Below are 21,962 nucleotides of genomic sequence, written 5' to 3' on the forward strand. Positions count from 1 at the left end.
CGCCGCCGGGCTAGCCGACGATGGCGCGAATGGTGACGATGCCCACGCCCCAGCCGAGAATCAGCACCGGCAGGATGACGACCTGCACCGTTGCGGCTCCTGCCTCCATCCGCCCGGTCATGGTCGTGATCCCGTCGCGGCGGAACGCACCCCAGTCGAGGGGACGGTCGCCATGGTCCGGCTTCATCCGCACCCAGAGTGCGGGCACGCCGAAACCGGCGATGACGAAAAGGAAGAAGATCGCCATCGGAATGGCAAGGCCCGGCGCCGACAGCCCCAGCCCCATCACCGCGAGATAGGCGAGATAGGCCCCGACCGTGACCGCGTAGAGGCCGGTCGGCAATTCGAAGCTGCGGTCGACATGCGTGCGCGCGCCGCCATGTTCGGCCAGCGCATCGGACGGAATCGCGGCGGGCAGCTCGGTATGGACGAAGGCTCGTTCGGTTACGAGCTGACGGCTCAATTTCATGCTCATCGTGCATCTCCTGCGTGATGGGCATGATGTATCGCGGCGGCGGTCCCGATTCCTTGATCCGGATCAAAGCGCGAAAATTATGCGCCTCATGCGATATGCGCCCACCGGGCGAGATCGGCGTGATCCTCATCGCGCGGCTCGATCCAGCGCCACCCCGCCGCCGTATGCTCACGTTTCCAGAACCACGCCCGGCTCTTGAGATGATCCATGAGGAAATCCGCCGCGGCAAAGGCATCGCGGCGGTGGCGCGCGGCACATGCGACGAGCACGATGGCGTCGCCGGGCCGCATCTGCCCCACGCGGTGCAGGGCCATGACCCCCGCCAGCGGCCAATGCGCGAGGGCGCGGTTCGCGAGCGCCTCCATCCCCGGAACGGTCAACGGCCCGAAATGCCGCAGCTCCAGCATGTCGACCGAGGCATCGCCGGCCTCGCGCCGCACCTTTCCGAGGAAGCTGACGATTCCGCCCGCCGCGTCATGGGCCGCCGAAAATTGCGCCATTTCCCGCGACGGATCGAAATCCCGCTCGATCAGCCGGACATCGCGCACCGGGCTATCCACCGCTGACGGGTGGGAGGAAGGCGAGCTCGTCCCCGTCGCCCGCGCGCCAGTCGTCCCCGGCGACGATGACGCCGTTCAGCGCGATCTTCGTGGTGGGATCGCCGATCTGCGCCGCGAAATCCGCGTCAAACTGCGCGCAAATCTGCGAAAGCGTGAGCGGCGCGGCGACGTCGATGTGCCGCTGAGGCCCGCCGGCCACATCTTCGAAGCCGGCCCAGGAACAACAGTGTCAGCATGAACTCAGCCGCCGGTCATCGACATGTGGCGGGCGAGCGCGGGGGCCTCGCCCGATTTGCGGATGGCGAAATGGTGGCGTTCCGGCTTGATCGCCATGGCCAGGTTCAATGCGTCGTCGAGCGCGCGATCGGGATCGTCCGACCGGACCGCGGCGCGCAGGTCGACCTGCTCCTGCCCGCCGAGACAGGCGTAGAGCTGTCCCGTGGCGGTCACGCGCACCCGGTTGCACCCGGCGCAAAAATTCTGCGTCAGCGGCGTGATGAGGCCGAGCCGCCCGCCCGTCTCCGCAATGTCCCAGTAGCGCGCCGGGCCGCCGGTGCGGTGCCCGCTCTCGCGCAGCGTCCAGCGCCGGTTCAATTCGTCCTGTATCACGGTGAGCGGCAGGTAATGGTCGATCCGCTCGCCATCCACCTCGCCCAGCGGCATGACCTCGATCAGGGTAATGTCGTGCCCCTCGCCATGGGCCCAGGCGATGATGTCGGGAATTTCCGACTCGTTGATACCCTTCAAGGCGACCGTGTTGAGCTTGACCCGAAGCCCGGCCTGTTTCGCCGCCGCGATGCCCGCCAACACGTCGTCGAGCCGGTCCCGCCGCGACAGCTCCGCGAATGTGCGCGCATCGAGCGTATCGAGCGAAACATTCACGCGCCGCACGCCCGCATCGGCCAGCCCGTCCGCAAATTCGGCAAGCCGCGTCGCATTGGTCGTGAGCGTCAGTTCATCGAGCCCGTCGCCGAGCCGCCGCCCCAGCGCGCGGGTCAGTTCCATCATGTCCCGCCGCACCAGCGGTTCGCCGCCGGTCAGCCGGATCTTGCGCACGCCGCGGTCGATGAAGCCCAGCGCCACGCGGTGCAATTCCTCGAGGCTGAGCACGTCCTTGCGTGGCAGGAACTGCATCCGTTCGGGCATGCAATACTGACAGCGAAGGTCGCACCGGTCGGTCACCGACAGGCGCAGATAGGTGATGGCCCGTTGAAACTGGTCCACCAGCGGGGCATTTCGGATCGTCGGTTCGGGCTTGGCCATGCGGTCCGTTCTGTCACAAGAGGCACGCGAAGGCAAAACGTGAAGCCGCCTACCCTGCGCGTATCAATTGCCCGGTGACGCCTTCGTTCCCGTCGAGAAAGGCGATGGTCGCCGCGATCGCCTCCTCATCCGCGTTTTCCTGCGCCGGCGCGACTCCGTTTACCCGGCGTGGGGCATGGCGCCGGGCCAGCGCGGCAATCGCCTCCACCCGCCAGCGATGGGGCTTTTCCTCCGCATGGGAAAAACGGATGGTCAGCACATCCGTCGTATTGAGCGCATTTTCGATATGCGGGAGATGATAGTCGTGAAACCGCGCCGCGGCGGAGAGCGGCTCCGCGCCGGAAAGATCGGCGGTATAGACCAGCCCCCGCATTACCGGCGGTCGCGGACGAGCGTCATGCCGATCTTCTCGTCATGTTCGGCAATGGCGAGCTTCACGATCTTGACCGTGACCTGCTCCACCCGGTCATCCTGAAGGAAGAGCGTTTCGCAGATATGGTCGGCCACCGCCTCGATCAGCTTGAAATGCACGCCTTCGGGCAGGGCTTCGCTCGCCGCGAATTTCAGGTCCATGTAGTTCTTGCTCGCGTCGAGCGGGGTGTCGGGCTCGAACCGGTCCGGCACTTTCATTCGTACGGCGAGCGAAATGCGGAGCGGCTGCGGCTTTCCCGTCTCCTCCGAATAGATGCCGGTCAGGACATCGACGACGAGATCGGACACTTCGAGCGTGAGCGAATCGGTCATGAGCAATCAGCCTTCGTTGGACCAGCGGGCATAGATCGCGGTCGGCAGGATCCGCCCCGCCTGTCCTGCGACGCCTTCCTCCCGCACGGCGAGGTCGCCATGTTCGACGCAGCCCGGCAGATCGCCGAAATGTTCGGCCAGCAATCCTGCCAGCGAGAGCGAGGACATGCGCACGGCATAGGCGGTGAGGAACAGGAAACGCGAATTGCCATCGATCAATTGCCGGCAATCGGCGACGAGACCGGGCAGCCCATCCTCGATCCGCCAGACCTCGCCATTGGGGCCGCGCCCGAATTTCGGGGGGTCGAGAATGATACCATCATACCGCCGTTCGCGCCGCACCTCGCGCGCGGCGAACTTGGCGGCATCGTCGATCAGCCAGCGCACCGGCCGGTCCTCCATCGCCGAAAGCGCGGCGTTTTCGCGTGCCTGCGCCACGGATTTCTTGGACGCATCGACATGCGTGACCCGCCCCCGCCGCGCGAGCGAAAGCGACCCGACGCCGGTATAGCCGAACAGGTTCAGCGTCTGCGGATCGGGCATCCCGTCCAGCTGCGCGTCCATCCATTCCCACACCGGCGCCATGTCGGGAAAAAAGCCCAAATGCCGGAACGGGGTACATTGCGCATTGAACCGGATGCCATTCCACTCCAGCGTCCAGCCATCGCGCGGCACGCGGCCATCGAATTGCCAGCGCCCGCCGCCATCCTCGTCCGAGGCGGGCACGAATTCACCATGCGCGTCCCATTGCGCGAGGCGCGGCGTCCACATCGCCTGCGGTTCGGGGCGGATGAACCGGTAATCGCCATAGGCTTCGAGCTTGCGCCCGTGCCCGCTGTCGAGCAGGCGAAATCCGTCCCACCCCTCGCCCAGCATGAGGCCGGGCCGTTCCGTCAACACCGCCATTACGCGGGGTCTGCGCTGACCGTGGCGCGCTCTGCGACATAGGAGGCGATGGCGTCGTATTCGCCCGAAAGCACGTCGTAGCGTTCCTCCCGCTCGTGCAGGTCGGCGAGGCGTTCCGGCAGCACCGGATCGACGCCGGTGGCGGCCTTTACCGCCGGGCCGAACTTGGCCGGATGCGCGGTGGCGAGCGTGACGACCGGGACATGCGCCGGCAGATCGGCGGCGCGCGCGGCGTAGAGGCCGATCGCGGTATGCGGATCGATCACCTCGCCCGCGGCGTCATGCGCCCATCGCATCGCGGCATTCATCGCATCGGCATCCACCCGCGCACTGGAAAACAGGGCGGCGGCCCCTTCACGCTGCGCATTGGTGAGCTGCATCGCGCGGGCGCCATCGAAACCGCGCATCTGCTCCGCCATGGCGGCGCCGTCGCGCCCGCCTGCATCAAACAGCAGCCGCTCGAAATTCGAGCTGACCTGAATGTCCATAGAGGGGGCGTCGGTGGGCGTGACGCCCTGCGCCGAATAATCGCCCGATGCGATCGCGCGGTGCAGGATGTCGTTCACGTTCGTCGCGACGATCAGCCGCTCGACCGGAAGGCCCATGCGCGCCGCGACATAGCCTGCGAACACATCGCCGAAATTGCCGGTTGGCACGCTGAACGCGATTTTCCGGTGCGGCGCGCCAAGCGCCACGGCGGCGGTGAAGTAATACACCACCTGCGCCATGAGCCGCGCCCAGTTGATGGAGTTCACCGCGCTGATCCGGAAACGGCCGGTCATGGCGGTGTCGCCGAACATGCGCTTTACCGTGGCCTGTGCATCGTCGAAGCTGCCGTCGATGGCGATGTTGTGAATGTTGCGGGCGAGCACCGTCGTCATCTGCCGCCGCTGCACCTCCGACACGCGGCCGCGCGGGTGCAGCATGAACACGTCCACATGCGCACGGTAAGCAAGCGCCTCGATCGCGGCGGACCCGGTATCGCCCGAGGTTGCGCCCACCACGGTCAGATGCCGGTCGCCATCTTTCAAAAATTCCTCGAACAGCAGGCCGAGCAATTGCAGCGCGACGTCCTTAAACGCCAGTGTCGGTCCGTGAAACAGTTCGAGCAGCCATTGCCGCTCGTCGAGCTGCTTGATCGGCGCGACCGCGGCATGCGCGAACCGGCCATAGGCAGCCTCGCACAATTCGAGCAGGCGTTCAGGCGCCAGCGATGCGCCGACGAACGGCGCCATGACGCGGGCGGCCACCTGCGCATAGGGGAGGCCCGCCATCGCGGCGATGTCATCGTGGGTGAACTGCGGCCACTCGCAGGGGATGAACAACCCCCCGTCGCTCGCCAGCCCGGCCAGCGTGACACCCTTGAAATCGAGCGGCGATGCCCCGCCCCGTGTGCTGATATAATCCATGCGCCGCGCGATTACCTCCCGTCATCCTTGCGCGCAAGCCGTGCACGCAGGGCCAGCCCATAGATGACGAGCGCCGTCGCGGCGAAGAAGAACCATTGCACCATGTAGGAGATATGATTGTTGGGCAGATTGTGCGGATCGGGCCGGGCCAGCGGTGCGAGCCCGGCCTGCGGCGGATCGGCGACGAGCCGGACCCCCATGCCCATGCCGGCGCCACGGTCCCGGTCACAACGCCGCCGTCCCAGGGCCGAACCCCGGGCTGCAGGACCCAGCCCAGCATGACCTCCGCCTCCCCGCCCCCGCGAAGGCGGCATTGCGCGACCTGGCCCCATCCCTTGCGCCCGTCGCGCGCGGTGGCGCCGATTGCGCCCTGCTCGACCACCTCGGCGCAATCGACCTGGCTTTGCCGGTAAAGCGCCGCCTCGCTCGCGGTTTCGCTTTGCGGGAAGGGAACGGGCTCGCTTCGGCCCTGCGCCTGCTCGTAATAGGCGATGATGGCGGTCTTTTCCTGCGCCCGGCGATATTGCCAGATGCCGAGCGCGAACATCACGGCGACCGCCACGCCAACCACCAATGTCGCGAATACGGGTATGCGGCGCATCATTCCCCGCCGCCGTCACCGCGCGATTGCGCCTCGCGCGCGCCGCGCCGATATTCCACGATCAGCAACGCGCCCTTCGCGAGCCGAAGGCCATAGACCACCATCGCGATCGTCAACGGCACCCAGAGAATGACGTGAACCCAGAACGGCGGGTGAAGCATCTGATCCACGACGATGGCGAGGATCGCCATCACCGCGCCGACGATCAGGGTGAGGAAACCGGCGGGCCCGTCGCCGACGTTGAAGCGGGAATAATCAAGCCCGCAATGGCCGCATTTATCCGCGAATTGCACCGCGCCCCTGAACATGGTCGGGGCGGCGCATCGGGGGCATTCCCCAAGCGCCGCCGCCTTGATCAGCGAAGCGGGCGAGCGAGGGCCCGGCCCGTCTTCGGGTGTATCGGTCATCAGTGAACCGGCGCGCCCCAACCGCCCCAGACATACACCGCCACGAAGAGGAACAGCCACACCACGTCGACGAAGTGCCAGTACCAGGCAGCCGCCTCGAAACCGAAATGCTGACGCGGGGTGAAATCCCCCTTGTAGCTGCGCACGAGCGCGACAATCAGCATGATCGTCCCGATGATGACGTGCGCGCCGTGGAACCCGGTCGCCATGTAGAAGGCCGAACCATAGGTGTTCTCGCCGAAGGGGAACGGCGCATGCATGTATTCGTAAGCCTGCACCCCGCTGAAGATCAGACCGAGGATGATGGTCAGCCACAGCCCTTTCTTGAGCCCGTCGCGATCCCCGTGGATCAGCGAATGGTGCGCCCAGGTCACCGTCGTGCCCGAACACAGGAGGATGAGCGTGTTGAGCAGCGGCAGGTCGAACGGATCCATCACCGCCTCGATCCCCGCGGGCGGCCATTGCCCGTCGACCACCTCGGTCAGCGTGGTGGGGAAGAGCGCGAAATCGAAGAACGCCCAGAACCAGCCCACGAAGAACATGACCTCGGACGCGATGAACAGGATCATCGCATAGCGCAGGTGCAGCTGCACCACAGGCGTATGGTCGCCGGCGCGCGCTTCCTTGATGATATTGCTGAACCAGCTGTACATGGCGACCAGCACGCCGATCACGCCAGCGATCAGCACATAGGTGCCGAGCGCCATTTCATGCATGAACATCGCCATGCCGCTCGTGAAGACGAGCAGCGAGAACGACAGCAGGAACGGCCAGGGGTCCGTCGGCAGAATATGATAATCGTGGTTCTTCGTGCCGGCCATGATGCGTATTTCCCCTGAACTTTCAGCCTGAGCGATCAGTGACGGACCTCGGCGGTCCACAAAATCCTTTGCGCGCCTTTAGCGGCGCCGACGCGCGCGGTCCAGAGCCTTTGCGCCAAAGCGCGCGACGTTACTCGTCCGCATGCGCGTAGAACGTGTAACTGAGCGTGATCTGCTTCAGGTCCCGCGTATCCGGATCGTCGAGAATCGCCGGGTCCACGTAATACAGCACGGGCATGCGCATTTCCTGCCCCGCCTGCAACGTCTGATCCGTGAAGCAGAAACACTGTATCTTGTTGAAATACTTGCCCGCCTGCACCGGGGACACGTTGAAGCTCGCCGTACCGGTGATCGGGTGATCGGATTCGTTCTTCGCGAGGAAAATCGCCATGTCGCGCGCGCCAATGGATACGGTATCGGTGGTGTGTTCCGGGCGGAAATTCCACGGCATGCCGCGTTCGACATTCGCGTCGAAGCGAATCGACATCGTGTCCTCGGCCACGAAGACCTTCGCCGCCTCGGCCTCGGTCACGCGCTGCGTCGTGCCGTCGAGCCCGGTCACCTGGCAGAACATCCGGTAGAGCGGCACCGCGGCATAGCCGAGCCCCAGCATGAGCACCGCAACGCCCAGGAATATCAATCCGACGCGGCGGTTCCGGTTATCGATCAGATGGGCAGACATGATCCGATCCCATACGGCAGTTCGGCCCGAATGGCAAAGACGCAGATCACGCGGCGATCACCCGAACTACCGACCCGAATTCTGCGCGGCGTCCTGCTCCGCCGCGGCGGCGGCACGGTCCTCCGGCGTCGGGAAACGCACGAAGGTCAGAACAAAAAACAGCACGACGAGCCCGACCAGAACGAAGCCGAGCACCTTGTTCCGGCCTTTCTGACGCGCGTGCACTTCGTCGGAATGGCGGCGTTTTTCGTCGGGCGTCATGCAATCCATCCATAATTGGCGGCCAGTCGATCCGCGACCAGCACACCGAACAGCGCGAACAGGTAGAGGATCGAGAAGGCGAAGAGACGCTTTTCCGGCTTCATGGCATCGTCCGGCCCGGAAAACCGCGTGCCCACCGGCACCGCAAGCGCGAAGAATGCCAGCGACAGGATCGCCGCCCCAATGGCGTAGATCGCGCCCGCCCCGCCGATGAACCATGGCGCCATCGCGACGGGTGCAAGGATCACGGTATAGGCCAGAATCTGGCGGCGGGTGGCCTTCTCCCCGGCAACGACGGGCATCATCGGAATGCCGACATTGGCATAATCGGTCTTCACAAAAAGCGCGAGCGCCCAGAAATGCGGCGGCGTCCACAAGAAGATAATCGCGAATAGCACGACGGGCATGAGCGTAATCTCACCCGTGACCGCCACCCATCCGATCAGCGGCGGAAATGCACCGGCGCCGCCACCGACCACGATATTCTGCGGCGTGCGCGGTTTCAGCCACATCGTGTAGACCACCGCATAATAGACGATGGAAATGACCAGCAGGATCGCGGCAAGCCAGCCCACGCCCAGCCCCATCACCATGACCGATCCTGCCGAGAGGGCAATGCCGAAATCCCGCGCGCTGCCGCGTTCCATGCGCCCGGCGGGAAGCGGCCGGTTCGCCGTGCGCTTCATCCCGCCGTCGATTTCGGCCTCGTACCACTGATTCAGCGCAGCAGCGCCGCCGGCACCCACGGCGATGCACAATATGGCGGTGAAGGCGATGACCGGATGGATCGATCCGGGCGCCGCAAGCAAGCCGCACAGGCCCGTAAACACCACCAGCGTCATCACGCGCGGCTTGGTCAGCGCGAGGAAGTCGCGCCAGTGCGTCGGCAGGGCGACGCTATGGTCTGCGGTGATCATGCAGGGGCCTATAGCTGCAAAGGAAGCACGCGCAAAGCCCGGATCGCAAAACCAGAGCGCCCCGGCGGAGAGTATCCGCCGGGGCGCCGGGTGACTTTGCGCCGAAGGAAGCGATCAATGCGCGTGGGCGTGATCGTCGATTTCGGGCAGCGTTTCGAACTGGTGGAACGGGGGCGGGCTGGACAGCGTCCATTCCAGCGTGGTCGCACCCTCACCCCAGTAGTTCGGGGCCGGCTTCTTGCCCGCAACGATGGCGTAGATGATGTTCAGGAAGAACACGCCGACGCTGATCGCCATGATGACATAGCCGACCGACGAGATGTGGTTCCAGTAGCTGAACGCCGGGGTGTAGTCGGGATAGCGGCGCGCCATGCCCTGCATGCCAAGGAAGTGCATCGGGAAGAACACGAGGTTCACGCCGATGAAGAAGATCACGAACTGAATCTTCGACAGCAGTTCCGAGTGCCAGCGGCCGAACATCTTCGGGAACCAGTAATACCAGCCCGCGAACATGGCGGTCACCGCGCCCAGCGACAGAACATAGTGGAAGTGCGCGACGACATAATAGCTGTCGTGCAGGTTGTCGTCGACGCCGCCATTCGCCAGCACGACGCCGGTCACGCCGCCCACGGTGAACAGGAAGATGAAGCCCAGCGCCCACCACATCGGCGATTTGAACTCCAGGCTGCCGCCCCACATGGTGGCGATCCAGCTGAAGATCTTGATGCCGGTCGGCACCGCAATGATCATCGTCGCGGCGGTGAAGTACATCTTTTCGTTCACCGAGAGGCCGACCGTGTACATGTGGTGCGCCCACACGACGAAGCCGACGACGCCGATCGCGACCATGGCATAGGCCATGCCGAGATAGCCGAAGACGGGCTTGCGGCTGAAGGTGGAGACGATCTGGCTGATGATGCCGAAGCCCGGCAGGATCATGATGTACACTTCGGGGTGGCCGAAGAACCAGAACAGGTGCTGATAAAGGACGGGGTCGCCGCCGCCGACGGGATCGAAGAACGTCGTGCCGAAATTACGATCGGTCAGCAGCATGGTGATCGCCGCGGCCAGAACCGGCAAAGCGAGCAGCAGCAGGAAGGCCGTGACCAGCACCGACCACACGAACAGCGGCATCTTGTGCAGGGTCATGCCCGGTGCGCGCATGTTGAAAATGGTGGTGATGAAATTGATCGCGCCCATGATCGAGTAAGCGTAGCAAGGTGCAGCGCGAAAATGGCGAAATCGACCGCCGGCCCGGGCGAACCCGTGGTCGACAGCGGTGCGTAGACGGTCCAGCCCGTGCCGGCGCCCGTTCCGGTGCCGCCCGGCATGAAGGCCGAGATCATCAGCGAGCAGAAGCCCATGAACGTCAGCCAGAAGCTGATGTTGTTCATGCGCGGGAACGCCATGTCGGGCGCGCCGATCATGATCGGAACGAACCAGTTGGCGAAACCGCCGATCATGGCCGGCATCACGACGAAGAACACCATGATGAGGCCGTGCGCGGAAATCAGGACGTTCCACAGGTGCAGCGTCTGGTCGAAATCGACCGCTTCGCCGCCGCCGAGGAACTGCGCCCACCAGCCGAGAACCTGGATGCCCGGTTCGGCAAGCTCGGCCCGCATGATGCCCGAAATGCCGCCGCCGATGATGGCCGCGAAGATTGAGAAGATCAGGTAGAGCGTACCGATGTCCTTGTGGTTGGTGGACATGAACCAGCGCGCGAAGAACGACGGCTTGTGATCGGCATGGCTATGCAGATCGTGCGCGTCGTCATGCGCGGGATGATGGTCGGGGTGAGCGGTGGTAGCCATGTCTGGAAACCTTTACCTTCTTAGACGGTCGGGGCCGCGGTGGCGGCGGCGCCTTCGGGAGCGGGGTTGCGGGCACCGGCCGCCCCGGGAATTGCGGACTCGGGCTGCTGAATGCCGGGAATCTCGGTCACGTCGGACGGTTCGTCGCCCAGCGTGCCGCCCGGCTGCGTCAGCACCCATTGCTCGAACTGCGCACGGGGGAGAGCCTCGACCGCGATCGGCATGTAGCCGTGACGCGCGCCGCAAAGCTCCATGCATTGTCCGTAATAGACGCCCGGCTCTTCGACGATCAGCATCTTCTCATTGAGGCGGCCCGGAACCGCGTCGAGCTTAAACCACAGCGAAGGCACGGCGAAGGAGTGGATGACGTCCGCACCGATCGTCTGGATCCGGATGGGCTCGCCCACCGGCACAACCAGGCGATTGTCCACGGCGAGCTGCGGCGGCTCGCCATTGGCGATGGCCTCGTCCTCGTCCATCATGTTCGAGATCACCTCGAAATCGCCGTAATCGGGATAGGTATAGCCCCAGTACCACTGATACCCCGTAACCTTCACGGTCAGGGCATCTTCGGGTGCCGTCTCATATTGCTTGGCAAGCAGGTCGATCGAGGGGACCGCGATGCCGAGCAGGATCAGCACGGGGAGCAGCGTCCAGATCACCTCGACCACGGTGTTGTGCGCGGTCTTCGACGGCGTCGGGTTCGCGGCGCGGCGATATTTCACCATCACCCACAGCATCAGGAACAGCACGAGCAGCGACACGATGACGATCACCGGCATCAGGATCGCATTGTGCATCCACAGGCCATATTCACCGATCGGCGAATATTGGTCCTGGAACCCGATGGCGCCGTCGATCGGCATGCCCTTGCCCGGCGTCGGAGCCATGGGCGTGTACGAGCCGGCTAGCGCCGCCTCGGCAACGGGCGCAGCCGCCGGAACCGCGGTAAGCGCGTTTTCGATGACGTCAGGTTGGGCAGGCGCAATTGCGGCCAGCACGGTTTGCGGCAGAAATGCCACACCCATGGCGAGACCGAATCCCGCCGTCTTAATCTTGTCAGCCGCGCGGCGCATGTTGCTCACCAGTTCGCTCGCTTTCCTGCCTGAATCCTAAGGTTCGCGAAGTGCTTCGTCGTGACGGACCATGCCGTCAACCGACATTATGGCACGTTTCGCCTCCACTTGCGAGCCAGCCTATACGCGCGCTTGCGGCCTGTCTCAAGCACCTCTAGGGGATATTTTTATCGAGGCGGGGCGCATGGGCCGCGGCGCAGGCACGCCGGGCCATGCCCCCGCCGCACCGGGATCAAGGCAGACGGAACCCATGAACGAGACCAGCATCCTTGCCGAATTTCGCGCCGCGGGCGCCCTGCTAGAAGGGCATTTCAAGCTTTCGTCGGGACGACATAGCGCGCATTACCTGCAATGCGCGCGCGTTTTGATGAATCCGGACCGGGCCGCGCGCCTTGCCGCCGCGCTCGCCGCGAAGCTTCCGCGCGACCTGCGCGCGCGTATCGACAAGGTCGTGTCGCCCGCGATGGGCGGCATCATCATCGGGCAGGAAATGGGCCGCGCGCTGGGCCGGGACGCGGTGTTCGTCGAACGGCCGACCGGCACGTTCGAACTGCGCCGCGGGTTCGACATCGCACCCGGCGAAAAAATCCTGATGGTGGAGGACGTCGTGACCACCGGCCTCTCCAGCCGGGAGGCGATCAAGGCGGTCGAGGACGAAGGCGGCGAGGTCATCGCGCTCGCCAGCCTGGTCGACCGTTCGGGCGGCGACACCGCGTTCGACATTCCCTTCGTGCCGCTCGTCGAAATCCGCTTTCCCACCTACGCGCCGGATGAAGTTCCCCCGGAACTCGCCGCGATTCCCGTGACGAAGCCGGGGAGCCGGAAAGCATGACCGGGCGCAGCCCGACACAGGCGCGTCCGCTGCGGCTCGGCGTCAATATTGACCATGTCGCGACCATCCGCAATGCGCGCGGCGGCGACCATCCCGACCCGGTCCGTGCGGCGCAGATCGTCGCTTCGGTCGGCGGCGACGGCATCACCGCCCATCTGCGGGAGGATCGCCGCCACATTCGCGATGCCGATCTGCGCCGGATACAGGATGCGACCGACCTTCCGCTGAACCTTGAAATGGCGGCGACGGAGGAGATGCTCGCCATCGCCTTGCGCCATGCGCCCCACGCGGCCTGCATCGTTCCCGAAAAGCGCGAAGAGCGCACGACCGAAGGCGGGCTCGACGCCGCGGGGCAGCACAACCGGCTTGCGCCCATCTGTGCGCGCCTCGCCGATGCGGGCATCCGCGTCAGCCTTTTCATCGAGCCGGAGGAGCGCCAGATCGAGGCGGCGATGCGGCTCGGCGCGCCGGTCGTCGAGTTTCACACCGGCGAATATGCCCATGCGACGGGCGATGCGCGCGCGGTCGAACTGAAACGGCTGGCCGACATGGCCGCGCTTGCCGCCAAGAACGGGATCGAGCCCCATGCCGGCCACGGGCTGACCTATGAAAACGTGATGCCGGTCGCCGCCATTCCGCAGCTCGCGGAGCTCAATATCGGGCATTATCTCATTGGCGAGGCGGTGTTCGTGGGGCTGGAAAATGCGGTGCGGCGCATGCGCACGCTCATGGACGAGGCGAGGTAGACGCGCGCCGAACCGTGCAACTTGTCCGTTCCACCGTCATGGTTTTGCCGCTAGACCGCTTGCCATGATCATCGGGATGGGTTCCGACCTTTGCAATATCGACCGCATCGCCAATTCGCTTTCCCGGTTCGGGCAGCGGTTCGAGAATCGCGTGTTCACCGAGGTTGAGCGGGCCAAGGCCGCGCGGCGCCCCCATACGCAGGCCTGCACCTATGCCAAGCGGTTCGCAGCAAAGGAGGCCTTTTCCAAGGCCGTGGGGACCGGCTTTCGCCGCGGCGTCTTCATGAAGGATATCGGCGTGGTGAACGCGCCGTCGGGCGCGCCGACGCTCGCGCTTTCGGGCGGGGCGGCGGCCCGGCTTGCCGACATGGTCCCGCCGGGACACGAGGCGAAAGTGCATCTTACCATGACCGACGACCATCCCTGGGCGCAGGCCTTCGTCATTATCGAGGCGCTGCCCACGCCCGCCACCGCGCAGGACACCCGCGCGTGAGCGAGAGCACGATGCCGCCCCCCGCCCCGCAGGCGCCGGTCGCCTTCGAAAAGGACGAGCCGGTCGACTGGCGGCGGGAGATCACAGGGCTGGCCCTGATGCTGCTCGCGGTGATCGGCTTTCACTCGCTGGTGGCGAAACCGTTCTACATTCCGTCGATCTCGATGATGCCGAACCTTCTCGTCGGCGACCGGCTGGTGGTGAGCAAATATCCCTATGGCTGGTCGTGGGTGTCGGCCTCGTTCCATGCGCTTCCCCGGTCCGACATGCGCGTGCTGGGCCGGACGCCGGAATATGGCGATATCGTCATCGTCAGCCCGCCGCACGCCAAGGAAGACTGGATCAAGCGGGTCGTCGCCCTGCCCGGCGACCGCATCGCCATTCGCGACGGGCGCATCGTGCTCAACGGCCGGATGATCGCGCAGGACGCCGAACCGCCGGTGCAGATCGACGCCGACGATGCCCAGACATGCAATGGCGTGCCGTGCCTTGCCGCCTTCGCACCCTATCGCACCCGTTTGCCGAGCGGGCGCTCGGTCTACGAACTGCCGACTTATCGCGAGACTTTGCCCAATGGCGCGTCCTATCTGATCGTCGACCACATCAGCCAGAAGCTCGACAACCGGCCCGAGATCACGATTCCGGCAGGCCATGTCTTTCTCATGGGCGACAATCGGGACCATAGCGCCGACAGCCGCGAAACGCTGCCGGGCGTCGGGCTTGGCGGGCCGGTGCCGCTGTCCGACATCGGGGGCCGGGCCGAATTCGTGACCTTCTCGCTCGACGGGAGCGAGGGGTGGAACCCGCTGTCCTGGTTCGGCGCGCTGCGCGATGGGCGTGCCCTCGGCACTCTGCGCCCGCCGATCCGCCCGGCGCAACGTGCCGGGGAAGCGCACCTCGCCGCACGCTGATCCGCGGCGACGGGCGGACACCACGCTTGTAAAGGCATTTCATTGCGTTAAACCGCGTCAATGACCGATGAGCCGCATATCGAAGACGCGATCCCCGAGGGACACAGCCCCTCCACCATCGCCGACCCCCGCCTCCGGTTCGAGGCGCGCCGGGCGATGGTGTGGCTCGGCGTCGCGGCGATCTTCGGCCTGTGCCTCTACATGTCGCAGGCTTTGCTGGTCATATTCGGCGGGCTCGTCTTTGCCGCGTTGATCGACGGCGGCGCGCGGCTCGTGGGCCGGGCGTTGCCCATTGGGCGCGGCTGGCGCGTGGCGCTCGTGCTCATCGCGGCGACGGCGTTCCTGGCCTGGCTGCTGTTCTTTGCCGGCACGCAATTCGCGTCGGAGGCGGCGCAGTTCCCCGACCTCATCCGCCGGCAGGTCGCGACGGTCATGAGCTGGCTCGAATCGCAGGGCATCACGATCGCCCCCGACATGCAGACCATCGTGCAGCAGGGCGTGGGCGGCATCGGCAAGGTGACGAGCATGATCGGCGGGGTGGTCGGCGGATTGACCACGTTTTTCCTGATCCTGATCCTCGGCATCTATTTCGCGGCGGAACCGCGGCTTTACGAACGCGGGCTTGCGTGGCTGCTCCCCGACCGGCGGCGCGGCAGCTTCCTCGAAATGATGGAAAAAATGGCGTTCGCGATGCGCCGCCTGCTGTTCGGCCGGGTGGTCGGCATGGTTTTCGAAGGCGTCCTTACCGGCATCGCGCTGGGCGTGTATGGGGTGCCGATGGCCTCGCTGCTTGGCCTCATCACCGGGCTGCTCGCGTTCATTCCCAACATTGGCGCGGTGATTTCGGGCGTGCTGATGGTCCTTGTCGGGCTTTCGGGGGGGACGGACATGGCGCTCTACGCGCTCGGCGTCTATGCCGTGGTGCAGACGTTCGATGGCTATATCGTGGTGCCGATGATCGCGAAGAAGACGGTCGATCTCGCCCCGGCGCTGGTGCTCGCGATGCAGTTGATCCTCGGCATCCTGTTTGGCATTCTGGGGCTGGCGCTGGCCGACCCGCTCGTCGCGATGATCAAGACGATGCTCGAACACCGCTCCGACCATGCGGGAGAGGATCATCCGTTGGCCGCGCGGGGCTGAACAATGGCGCGCAAGTTCCTGTATGTCATCGCGATTCTCATCGTCCTCATCATCGCTGGCGGGCTGGCCCTGTCCTATTTCGCGGACGATCTGACCGAATTCGCCTTCGTCCCCGACACCGCGTTTGCGGAGCAGGATGCCCTGCCCGACAATGCCTATGCCGATGGCGCCATGTGGATCAGCCGCCCGGGCATGGACGGCAACGATCCCGCACGCTGGCTCCCCGACGGGTTTACCGAAACCGACGGGCGCATGGCGGCGGCGGTGTTCTTCGTCCACCCGACCAGCTTTGTCGAAAACACCGCATGGAATGCGCCGCTCGACGATGCGGCGTCGCGGCAACGGGCCGATCTGTTCGTGCGCGGCATGGCCAGCCCATTTAACCGGGCGGAGCAGATCTGGGCCCCGCGTTATCGCCAGGCGGCGGTGGGCGCGTTCCTCACCGACCGGCCGGAGGCGCAGCGCGCGATCGACGCCGCCTATCGCGATGTGGAGCAGGCCTTTGCGCAGTTCGTGGAGGAGGCGGATCCGGCGCTGCCCATCGTGCTGGCGGGACATAGCCAAGGCGCGCTGCACCTCCGGCGATTGTTGCGCGAACGGATCGCCGGCACCCCCGTCGCCGACCGGATCGCCGCCGCCTATATCATCGGCTGGCCGATTTCGGTGGCGAACGATCTGCCCGCGCTCGGGCTTCCCGCCTGCGGCGATGCGCGGCAATCGGGCTGCGTGATGAGCTGGTCGAGCTTTGCCGAACCCGCCGATCCGGATCGCCTGTTGCGCTCCTATTCCGCCGGGCTGGGCCTTAATGGCCTCCCCAATGCGGAGACGGAGCTGTTGTGCTCCAACCCCCTCACCGGCGGGATCGGCGGCGCCGCACCGGCCAGTGCGAACCTCGGCACGCTGGTTCCCAATGCCGATTTCACGAGCGGGCGACTGGTCGAGGAGGCGGTGCCGGCGCGCTGCGATCCGCGCGGTATTCTGCTCATCGGCGATCCGCCCGATCTCGGCAATGCGGTGCTGCCGGGCAACAATTACCATGTTTACGACATTCCGCTGTTCTGGGCCAATCTGCGCCGCGATGTTGCGGCCCGCGTATCGGCTTGGAATGCGGCGCAGGGCGGGGCGTCATCGCCTGTCGTGGGCGGGCGATGATTACCGAGAAAGTTCGCGAATTCGATGCCGCGCTCCCCGATGGCGGCGTGCTGATCGGCATCGATCCCGGCACGAAAACCGTCGGGCTCGCCACGTGCGACGCGGGATGGCATTTCGCCACGGCGGGAAAGACGCATCCGCGTGGCAAGTTCGGCGCGCTGCGCGACGTGATCGCGGCGACGGTACGCGAACGGCGGGTCGCCGGTTTCGTCGTGGGACTGCCCCGCAACATGGACGGGAGCGAGGGATCGCGCGCGCAGGCCAGCCGCGCCCTCGCCCGCAATCTCGTCGAGGCGTTCGGGTTGCCGGTTCTGCTCTGGGATGAAAGGCTGTCCACCGTGGGCGCCGAACGCGCGCTCATCGAACAGGATTTCAGCCGCGCCCGCCGCGCGACCCGGATCGACAGCCACGCCGCCGCGATCATCCTTCAAGGCGCGATCGACGCGCTCGGCAGCGGGGGCTTCGCCTTCGACGAGGATGGCTGAATAGAAAAACGGGCCGCCGGACGATAGGTCCGCGGCCCGCTTCTCATTCTCGAAAAACCCTTATTCCGAAGGGTCGGTCGCCGGTTCGCCCTCGGCATCGGGGGTGTCCACGTCGATGACGGGCACTTCAACCGTGCGTTCCTCGGTATCGATGTTCACGTCGGGCGCCTCGACGTCATATTCGGGCATGTTGCCACCCTCGACATTCACCTCCGGCAGTTCGCCTTCCTCGGTCTGATCCACGTCGCAGGCAGACAAGCCCAGTGCCAGCGTTCCGGCGGCAAAAACCATGGCGAATTTCTTCATCTCGATATCCCTTACGTAGCTATCGGATGCAAAACGGGCGCATCGGGTCGATCGTTCCCGGCGCCTGCCATAATTTTGCCAAATTGCGGAGACGCGCCGCCTCAGGGCCCGTGTATCGCGACGATGACCCCGTCGCCGGTCGTATCGCTTTCCGCCACCGGCACACGGACGGCATCGGCGCGCGCACGGTTCAGGATCGCTGCGGGTACGCCGGGGGCGTGAACGACATAATCGGCGCTGCCCAGCAGTCTCGCCTCCCGCAGGGTGAGGTCGTCCGGATCGGCGGAGCGCAGCGCAATGGCATAGCGCCCCTCCCGCATGGTGTCCGCATCGCTTACCAGCCAGTCGTCCACCACCCCGGCCCCATGTTCGGTCAGCGGATCGAGTGCGCCCCCCTCGCCCAGCGCGATGTCGAGCGCGCGGCGCCGGTCCGCCCCCTGCGGATAGCGCGCCCGGATCGCCTCGCGCGCCATGCCGAGCGCCTGCGCCAGCCGGCCCAGCCCCGGCGGGAGCAGCCGTTCGAGCCGCAGACGCAGCATCTTTGCCAGCCCCGCCGACGCCCCGCCGGTGCCCACCGCGACCAGCACCGGATCGCGGTCGAGGATCGAGGGCACGGTAAATTCGCACAAGGCCGTACGGTCGGTGACATTCACCAGAAGGCCGCGGCACCGCATGCGGATCGCCGCCGCCTCACCCTCGCGCGCATCGTCGATCGCGATGAAGGCGAGCCTTGCGTGATGCGCCTCCGGCTCGCCGACGCAGATCCCGCCGGCCCGCTCGATCAGCCGCCGCTTCGCCGCCGCGGCCTCCCCCTCGCCCAGCACGACGATCTTCTGTCCCGCGACACGGTGAAACAGCGGCAGCGATTGCATCAGCGGACGCAGCCCATCATGCGAGCCAGTGCGGCACGCGTTCGGCGGCGAGGATTTCCGCCGGTTCGATCCGGTCCGCGACAACGGCATAGCGATCGCCCGAGACCAGCACCTCGGGCACCAGCGGGCGGCTGTTGTAGGTGTTCGCCATCGTCGCGCCATAGGCACCGGCGGTGCGGAACGCCGCGAGGTCGCCCGTTTCCACCGCGGCGATGTCACGGCCCATGGCGAAGGTGTCGCTGCTCTCGCAAATCGGGCCGACGATATTCGCGACCATCGTGTCGCCGCGATCGGTCACGGCGACGAAATCGTGCCAGGCATCGTACATGGCGGGGCGGGCAAGATCGTTCATCGCCGCATCGACCACGACAAAGGGATGCGACACCCCCTGCTTCACCCGGACGACGCGGGTGACGAGAATGCCCGAATTGCCCGAAATCACGCGGCCCGGCTCGAACATGAGGCGCACGCCCCAATCCTTCGTCACGCGCGCGACCATTGCGGCATAATCCTGCGGCGAGGGAAAGCGTTCCCCTTCGCGATAGGGCACGCCGACACCGCCGCCCAGATCCATGTGGGTCACGGCGTGCCCCTCCGCACGGATCGCCTCCATGAGCGCACCCATGCGTGCGAACGCCGCCTCCAGCGGGTCGAGGCTGGCAAGCTGGCTCCCGATATGCACGGCCAGCCCGCGCATGGCGAGGCCGTCCCGCCCCGCGAGCCGGTCGAAAATCGCCGCCGCCCGGTCATAGGGCACGCCGAACTTGTTCTCCGCCTTGCCGGTGGAGATCTTCTCATGCGTGCCGGCCTCGACATCGGGATTGACGCGCAGCGCACATTGCGCCTGCACCCCCCGTGCCGCGGCGATTTTCGCGAGCGCGTCGCCCTCTTCCTCCGATTCCAGGTTGAACTGTCCGATCCCGGCATCGAGCGCCTCGGCCAGTTCGTCATCGGTCTTGCCGACGCCCGAAAACACGATGTCCCCGTACGCCATGCCCGCCGCGAGCGCGCGCCGCATCTCGCCCGCCGACACGACATCGGCGCCGAACCCCTCTGCGCGGAGCACGCGGAGCACGGCGAGATTCGGGTTCGACTTCACCGCAAAGGCGCAATGCACGTCGGGCAGAATCGCAAGCGCCTCGCGGAAAACACGCGCATGGCGGGACAGCGTGGCCTGCGAATAGACATAGACGGGGGTGCCGACCTCTTCGGCGATGCGCGTCAGAGGCACGTCCTCGGCATGCAGCACGCCGTCGCGGCGGGAGAAATGGTCCATGGTCTAACGCTCCGGCGGCAGGTCGAAAGGGTCGGGTTCGCGCGGTTCGGACTGCGTGCGCAGTTCGACATTGCGTTCGGGCGCAGCCTGCGGCGAACGTTCGAGCAATTCCTCAACCGTGGGGCGCGTCGCCTCGCCATAGGCGGCGGGCGGAAGCGTGTTGCCGGGCAAGGGCTCCAGATCGGTCCGTTGCGCGCAGCCGGCGGTAAGGATGGCCGCCGCCGCGACGCCGAGATGGACGATGCGCCGCCCGCTCATGCCCCGTCCCCCATGTTCAGCACGCGCCGCGCATCGGCGACCCGCGCGCGGACCTGCGCCGGGGCGGTACCGCCGTGGCTGCTCCGCGCCGCGACCGACGCCTCGACCGAAAGCGCGGTATACACGCGTTCGTCGATGCGCGGGTCGATGTCCTGCAACTGCGCGAGGGTGAGATCGTCGAGCGCCACGCCCTTCCCCTCGGCGAGCTTCACCGCGGCGCCGGTGATGTGGTGCGCCTCGCGGAACGGGATGTCCGCCTCCCGCACGAGCCAGTCGGCAAGATCGGTGGCGGTGGCAAAGCCCATTTCCGCCGCCTGCCGCATGCGGGCGGTGTTGAAGGTGGATTCCGCAATCATCCCCGTCATCGCCGCCACCGACAGGGCGAGGAGCGAAGCCGCCTCGAACACCGGGGGCTTGTCGTCCTGCATGTCCTTCGAATAGGCCAGCGGGAGCCCCTTCATCGTCATGCTCAATTGCATGAGGCATCCGGTGATGCGCCCCGCATGCCCGCGAATCAGCTCGGCCGCGTCGGGGTTTTTCTTCTGCGGCATGATCGAGCTTCCGGTCGACAGCGAATCGGTAATCCGCACAAAACCGAACGGCTGGCTCGCCCACAGGATCAATTCTTCGGCAAGGCGGGAGAGGTGCAGCGAGGTCTGCGCCGCTGCCGACAGGTAATCGAGCGCGAAATCGCGATCCGACACGGCATCGAGGCTGTTGTCCGTGGGCCGGTCGAAACCGAGTTCGCGCGCGGTCCGATCCCGGTCGATGGGAAAGCCGGTGCCTACCAGCGCCGCGGAGCCGAGCGGACATTCGTTCAACCGCACCCGCGCATCGGCAAAGCGCGAACGGTCGCGGCGGAACATCTCGTAATAGGCCATGAGATGATGGCCCAGCGTCACCGGCTGCGCCGTTTGCAGATGGGTAAAACCGGGCAGGATGCTGTCCGCATGTTCGCCCGCGCGGGTCACCAACGCGCGTTGCAGCGCGGCGAGCGCGGCATCGGTCTGGTCGATCGTGTCGCGCACCCAGAGCTTGAAATCAGTCGCGACCTGGTCGTTGCGGCTGCGCGCGGTGTGAAGCCGCCCCGCCGCCGCGCCGACGATTTGCGACAGGCGATCCTCGGTCACCATGTGGATGTCTTCAAGATCCCAGTTTTCGGGCACGCCATCGCGTTCATATTCGCCCGCGATGGTGTCCAGCCCGTCGGCGATGGTGCGGGCGTCGGCGTCCGTCACGATCCCTTGCGCGGCGAGCATGGCGACATGCGCCTTCGATGCGGCGATGTCCTGCCGCCACAACACCTTGTCGAAGGGGATGGAGGCATTTATCTCGCGCATGATCGCGGACGGCCCCTCGGCAAAGCGTCCGCCCCACATCTGATTTGCCTGCCCGCCATTCGCCTTGTCGTCGGAGCCTGCCTTGCCCTTGCCCATGAAATTCCGCCCAGTCCTGTCCGTTGCCGCCGCAGCGACCTTGCGGCCGGCAGCTTTGCGATTGCCGGGTGCGATAGGCAAGAGACCGCCGCTTCGCAAGCAAAGGGCGATGGGGACGA

27 protein-coding genes and 2 pseudogenes are annotated in these 21,962 nt (G+C 65.9%); 7 read left to right on the forward strand and 22 right to left on the reverse strand.

Annotated features, from left to right (window positions below):
* Positions 1–10: 10 nt before the first annotated feature.
* The 17 genes and pseudogenes from JD971_RS01765 to coxB form a co-directional block, all read right to left on the reverse strand.
* The gene (locus tag JD971_RS01765) at positions 11–475 is read right to left on the reverse strand and encodes a hypothetical protein (protein ID WP_202085552.1); all 465 of its coding nucleotides are present in this window, start codon (positions 473–475) and stop codon (positions 11–13) included.
* Between the two features lie 86 nt (positions 476–561).
* Positions 562–1,023 carry a molybdenum cofactor biosynthesis protein MoaE gene (locus tag JD971_RS01770; protein ID WP_202085553.1) on the reverse strand — a complete coding sequence of 154 codons (462 nt, stop codon included), beginning with the start codon at positions 1,021–1,023 and terminating at the stop codon, positions 562–564.
* Positions 1,024–1,027: 4 nt separating this feature from the next.
* The gene (locus tag JD971_RS01775) at positions 1,028–1,234 is read right to left on the reverse strand and encodes a MoaD/ThiS family protein (protein ID WP_202085554.1); all 207 of its coding nucleotides are present in this window, start codon (positions 1,232–1,234) and stop codon (positions 1,028–1,030) included.
* Positions 1,235–1,275: 41 nt separating this feature from the next.
* A complete protein-coding gene (moaA, locus tag JD971_RS01780) occupies positions 1,276–2,298 on the reverse strand; it encodes a GTP 3',8-cyclase MoaA (RefSeq protein ID WP_202085555.1) in 1,023 nt (340 codons plus the stop codon).
* A 49-nt stretch (positions 2,299–2,347) separates the two neighbouring features.
* Positions 2,348–2,671 carry a Rossmann fold domain-containing protein gene (locus JD971_RS01785; RefSeq protein WP_202085556.1) on the reverse strand — a complete coding sequence of 108 codons (324 nt, stop codon included), beginning with the start codon at positions 2,669–2,671 and terminating at the stop codon, positions 2,348–2,350.
* Complete coding sequence (locus tag JD971_RS01790) at positions 2,671–3,042, reverse strand: dihydroneopterin aldolase (RefSeq protein WP_202085557.1); 372 nt, start codon at positions 3,040–3,042, stop codon at positions 2,671–2,673. The genes JD971_RS01785 and JD971_RS01790 overlap by 1 nt, the downstream gene beginning before the upstream one ends.
* A gap of 6 nt (positions 3,043–3,048) precedes the next feature.
* A complete protein-coding gene (locus JD971_RS01795) occupies positions 3,049–3,948 on the reverse strand; it encodes a class I SAM-dependent methyltransferase (RefSeq protein ID WP_202085558.1) in 900 nt (299 codons plus the stop codon).
* Entirely contained in the window at positions 3,948–5,357 is a 1,410-nt protein-coding gene (thrC, locus tag JD971_RS01800; RefSeq protein ID WP_202085559.1) for a threonine synthase, read from the reverse strand. Before thrC ends, JD971_RS01795 begins: the two co-directional genes overlap by 1 nt.
* Positions 5,358–5,368: 11 nt before the next feature.
* Positions 5,369–5,563 (reverse strand): SURF1 family cytochrome oxidase biogenesis protein, encoded by a 195-nt coding sequence (locus JD971_RS16995; RefSeq protein ID WP_371809761.1) that lies wholly within the window; start codon positions 5,561–5,563, stop codon positions 5,369–5,371.
* Between the two features lie 65 nt (positions 5,564–5,628).
* A pseudogene (locus tag JD971_RS17000) lies at positions 5,629–5,961 on the reverse strand (SURF1 family cytochrome oxidase biogenesis protein); the annotation flags it as partial.
* Positions 5,958–6,365, reverse strand: coding sequence for a DUF983 domain-containing protein (locus JD971_RS01810; protein WP_202085560.1), 408 nt, complete (start codon positions 6,363–6,365; stop codon positions 5,958–5,960). The pseudogene JD971_RS17000 and the gene JD971_RS01810, both read right to left, overlap by 4 nt.
* Entirely contained in the window at positions 6,365–7,186 is an 822-nt protein-coding gene (locus tag JD971_RS01815) for a cytochrome c oxidase subunit 3 (RefSeq protein ID WP_202085561.1), read from the reverse strand. Before JD971_RS01815 ends, JD971_RS01810 begins: the two co-directional genes overlap by 1 nt.
* Positions 7,187–7,316: 130 nt before the next feature.
* Entirely contained in the window at positions 7,317–7,868 is a 552-nt protein-coding gene (locus JD971_RS01820) for a cytochrome c oxidase assembly protein (RefSeq protein WP_202085563.1), read from the reverse strand.
* A 66-nt stretch (positions 7,869–7,934) separates the two neighbouring features.
* Positions 7,935–8,129: a hypothetical protein gene (locus JD971_RS01825; RefSeq protein WP_202085565.1), complete on the reverse strand. Its 195-nt coding sequence runs from the start codon at positions 8,127–8,129 to the stop codon at positions 7,935–7,937.
* Positions 8,126–9,046 carry a heme o synthase gene (locus tag JD971_RS01830; protein WP_202085567.1) on the reverse strand — a complete coding sequence of 307 codons (921 nt, stop codon included), beginning with the start codon at positions 9,044–9,046 and terminating at the stop codon, positions 8,126–8,128. Before JD971_RS01830 ends, JD971_RS01825 begins: the two co-directional genes overlap by 4 nt.
* A gap of 114 nt (positions 9,047–9,160) precedes the next feature.
* Positions 9,161–10,860: pseudogene (gene ctaD / locus JD971_RS01835) on the reverse strand (cytochrome c oxidase subunit I).
* 20 nt (positions 10,861–10,880) lie between these two features.
* Complete coding sequence (coxB, locus tag JD971_RS01840; protein WP_202087240.1) at positions 10,881–11,936, reverse strand: cytochrome c oxidase subunit II; 1,056 nt, start codon at positions 11,934–11,936, stop codon at positions 10,881–10,883.
* Positions 11,937–12,186: 250 nt separating this feature from the next.
* Here coxB and pyrE point away from each other — a divergent pair, with 250 nt between their 5' ends.
* The 7 genes from pyrE to ruvX all read left to right on the forward strand — a co-directional run bounded on the left by pyrE (position 12,187) and on the right by ruvX (position 17,695).
* The gene (pyrE, locus tag JD971_RS01845; protein ID WP_202085569.1) at positions 12,187–12,768 is read left to right on the forward strand and encodes an orotate phosphoribosyltransferase; all 582 of its coding nucleotides are present in this window, start codon (positions 12,187–12,189) and stop codon (positions 12,766–12,768) included.
* Positions 12,765–13,514: a pyridoxine 5'-phosphate synthase gene (locus JD971_RS01850; protein WP_202085570.1), complete on the forward strand. Its 750-nt coding sequence runs from the start codon at positions 12,765–12,767 to the stop codon at positions 13,512–13,514. The genes pyrE and JD971_RS01850 overlap by 4 nt, the downstream gene beginning before the upstream one ends.
* Before the next feature lie 64 nt (positions 13,515–13,578).
* Positions 13,579–14,007, forward strand: a complete 429-nt coding sequence (gene acpS / locus JD971_RS01855; RefSeq protein WP_202085572.1) for a holo-ACP synthase — start codon at positions 13,579–13,581, stop codon at positions 14,005–14,007.
* Entirely contained in the window at positions 14,004–14,918 is a 915-nt protein-coding gene (lepB, locus tag JD971_RS01860; RefSeq protein WP_371809691.1) for a signal peptidase I, read from the forward strand. Before acpS ends, lepB begins: the two co-directional genes overlap by 4 nt.
* A gap of 60 nt (positions 14,919–14,978) precedes the next feature.
* Positions 14,979–16,058, forward strand: coding sequence for an AI-2E family transporter (locus JD971_RS01865; RefSeq protein ID WP_202085573.1), 1,080 nt, complete (start codon positions 14,979–14,981; stop codon positions 16,056–16,058).
* A gap of 3 nt (positions 16,059–16,061) precedes the next feature.
* On the forward strand, positions 16,062–17,210 hold the full coding sequence (locus JD971_RS01870; RefSeq protein ID WP_202085574.1) for a DUF3089 domain-containing protein: 1,149 nt from the start codon (positions 16,062–16,064) through the stop codon (positions 17,208–17,210).
* Positions 17,207–17,695, forward strand: a complete 489-nt coding sequence (gene ruvX / locus JD971_RS01875; RefSeq protein WP_202085575.1) for a Holliday junction resolvase RuvX — start codon at positions 17,207–17,209, stop codon at positions 17,693–17,695. Before JD971_RS01870 ends, ruvX begins: the two co-directional genes overlap by 4 nt.
* Positions 17,696–17,755: 60 nt before the next feature.
* Here ruvX and JD971_RS01880 read toward each other — a convergent pair whose 3' ends face one another.
* The 5 genes from JD971_RS01880 to argH form a co-directional block, all read right to left on the reverse strand.
* Entirely contained in the window at positions 17,756–18,001 is a 246-nt protein-coding gene (locus JD971_RS01880) for a hypothetical protein (RefSeq protein WP_202085576.1), read from the reverse strand.
* A 101-nt stretch (positions 18,002–18,102) separates the two neighbouring features.
* A complete protein-coding gene (locus JD971_RS01885) occupies positions 18,103–18,873 on the reverse strand; it encodes a bifunctional precorrin-2 dehydrogenase/sirohydrochlorin ferrochelatase (protein WP_202085577.1) in 771 nt (256 codons plus the stop codon).
* A 16-nt stretch (positions 18,874–18,889) separates the two neighbouring features.
* Positions 18,890–20,149 carry a diaminopimelate decarboxylase gene (lysA, locus tag JD971_RS01890; protein WP_202085578.1) on the reverse strand — a complete coding sequence of 420 codons (1,260 nt, stop codon included), beginning with the start codon at positions 20,147–20,149 and terminating at the stop codon, positions 18,890–18,892.
* A 3-nt stretch (positions 20,150–20,152) separates the two neighbouring features.
* A complete protein-coding gene (locus JD971_RS01895) occupies positions 20,153–20,407 on the reverse strand; it encodes a hypothetical protein (RefSeq protein ID WP_202085579.1) in 255 nt (84 codons plus the stop codon).
* The gene (gene argH, locus JD971_RS01900; RefSeq protein ID WP_202085581.1) at positions 20,404–21,786 is read right to left on the reverse strand and encodes an argininosuccinate lyase; all 1,383 of its coding nucleotides are present in this window, start codon (positions 21,784–21,786) and stop codon (positions 20,404–20,406) included. Before argH ends, JD971_RS01895 begins: the two co-directional genes overlap by 4 nt.
* Between the last annotated feature and the right edge of the window lie 176 nt (positions 21,787–21,962).

This window comes from Croceicoccus sp. YJ47 (assembly GCF_016745095.1).
Taxonomy (GTDB): Bacteria; Pseudomonadota; Alphaproteobacteria; order Sphingomonadales; family Sphingomonadaceae; genus Croceicoccus.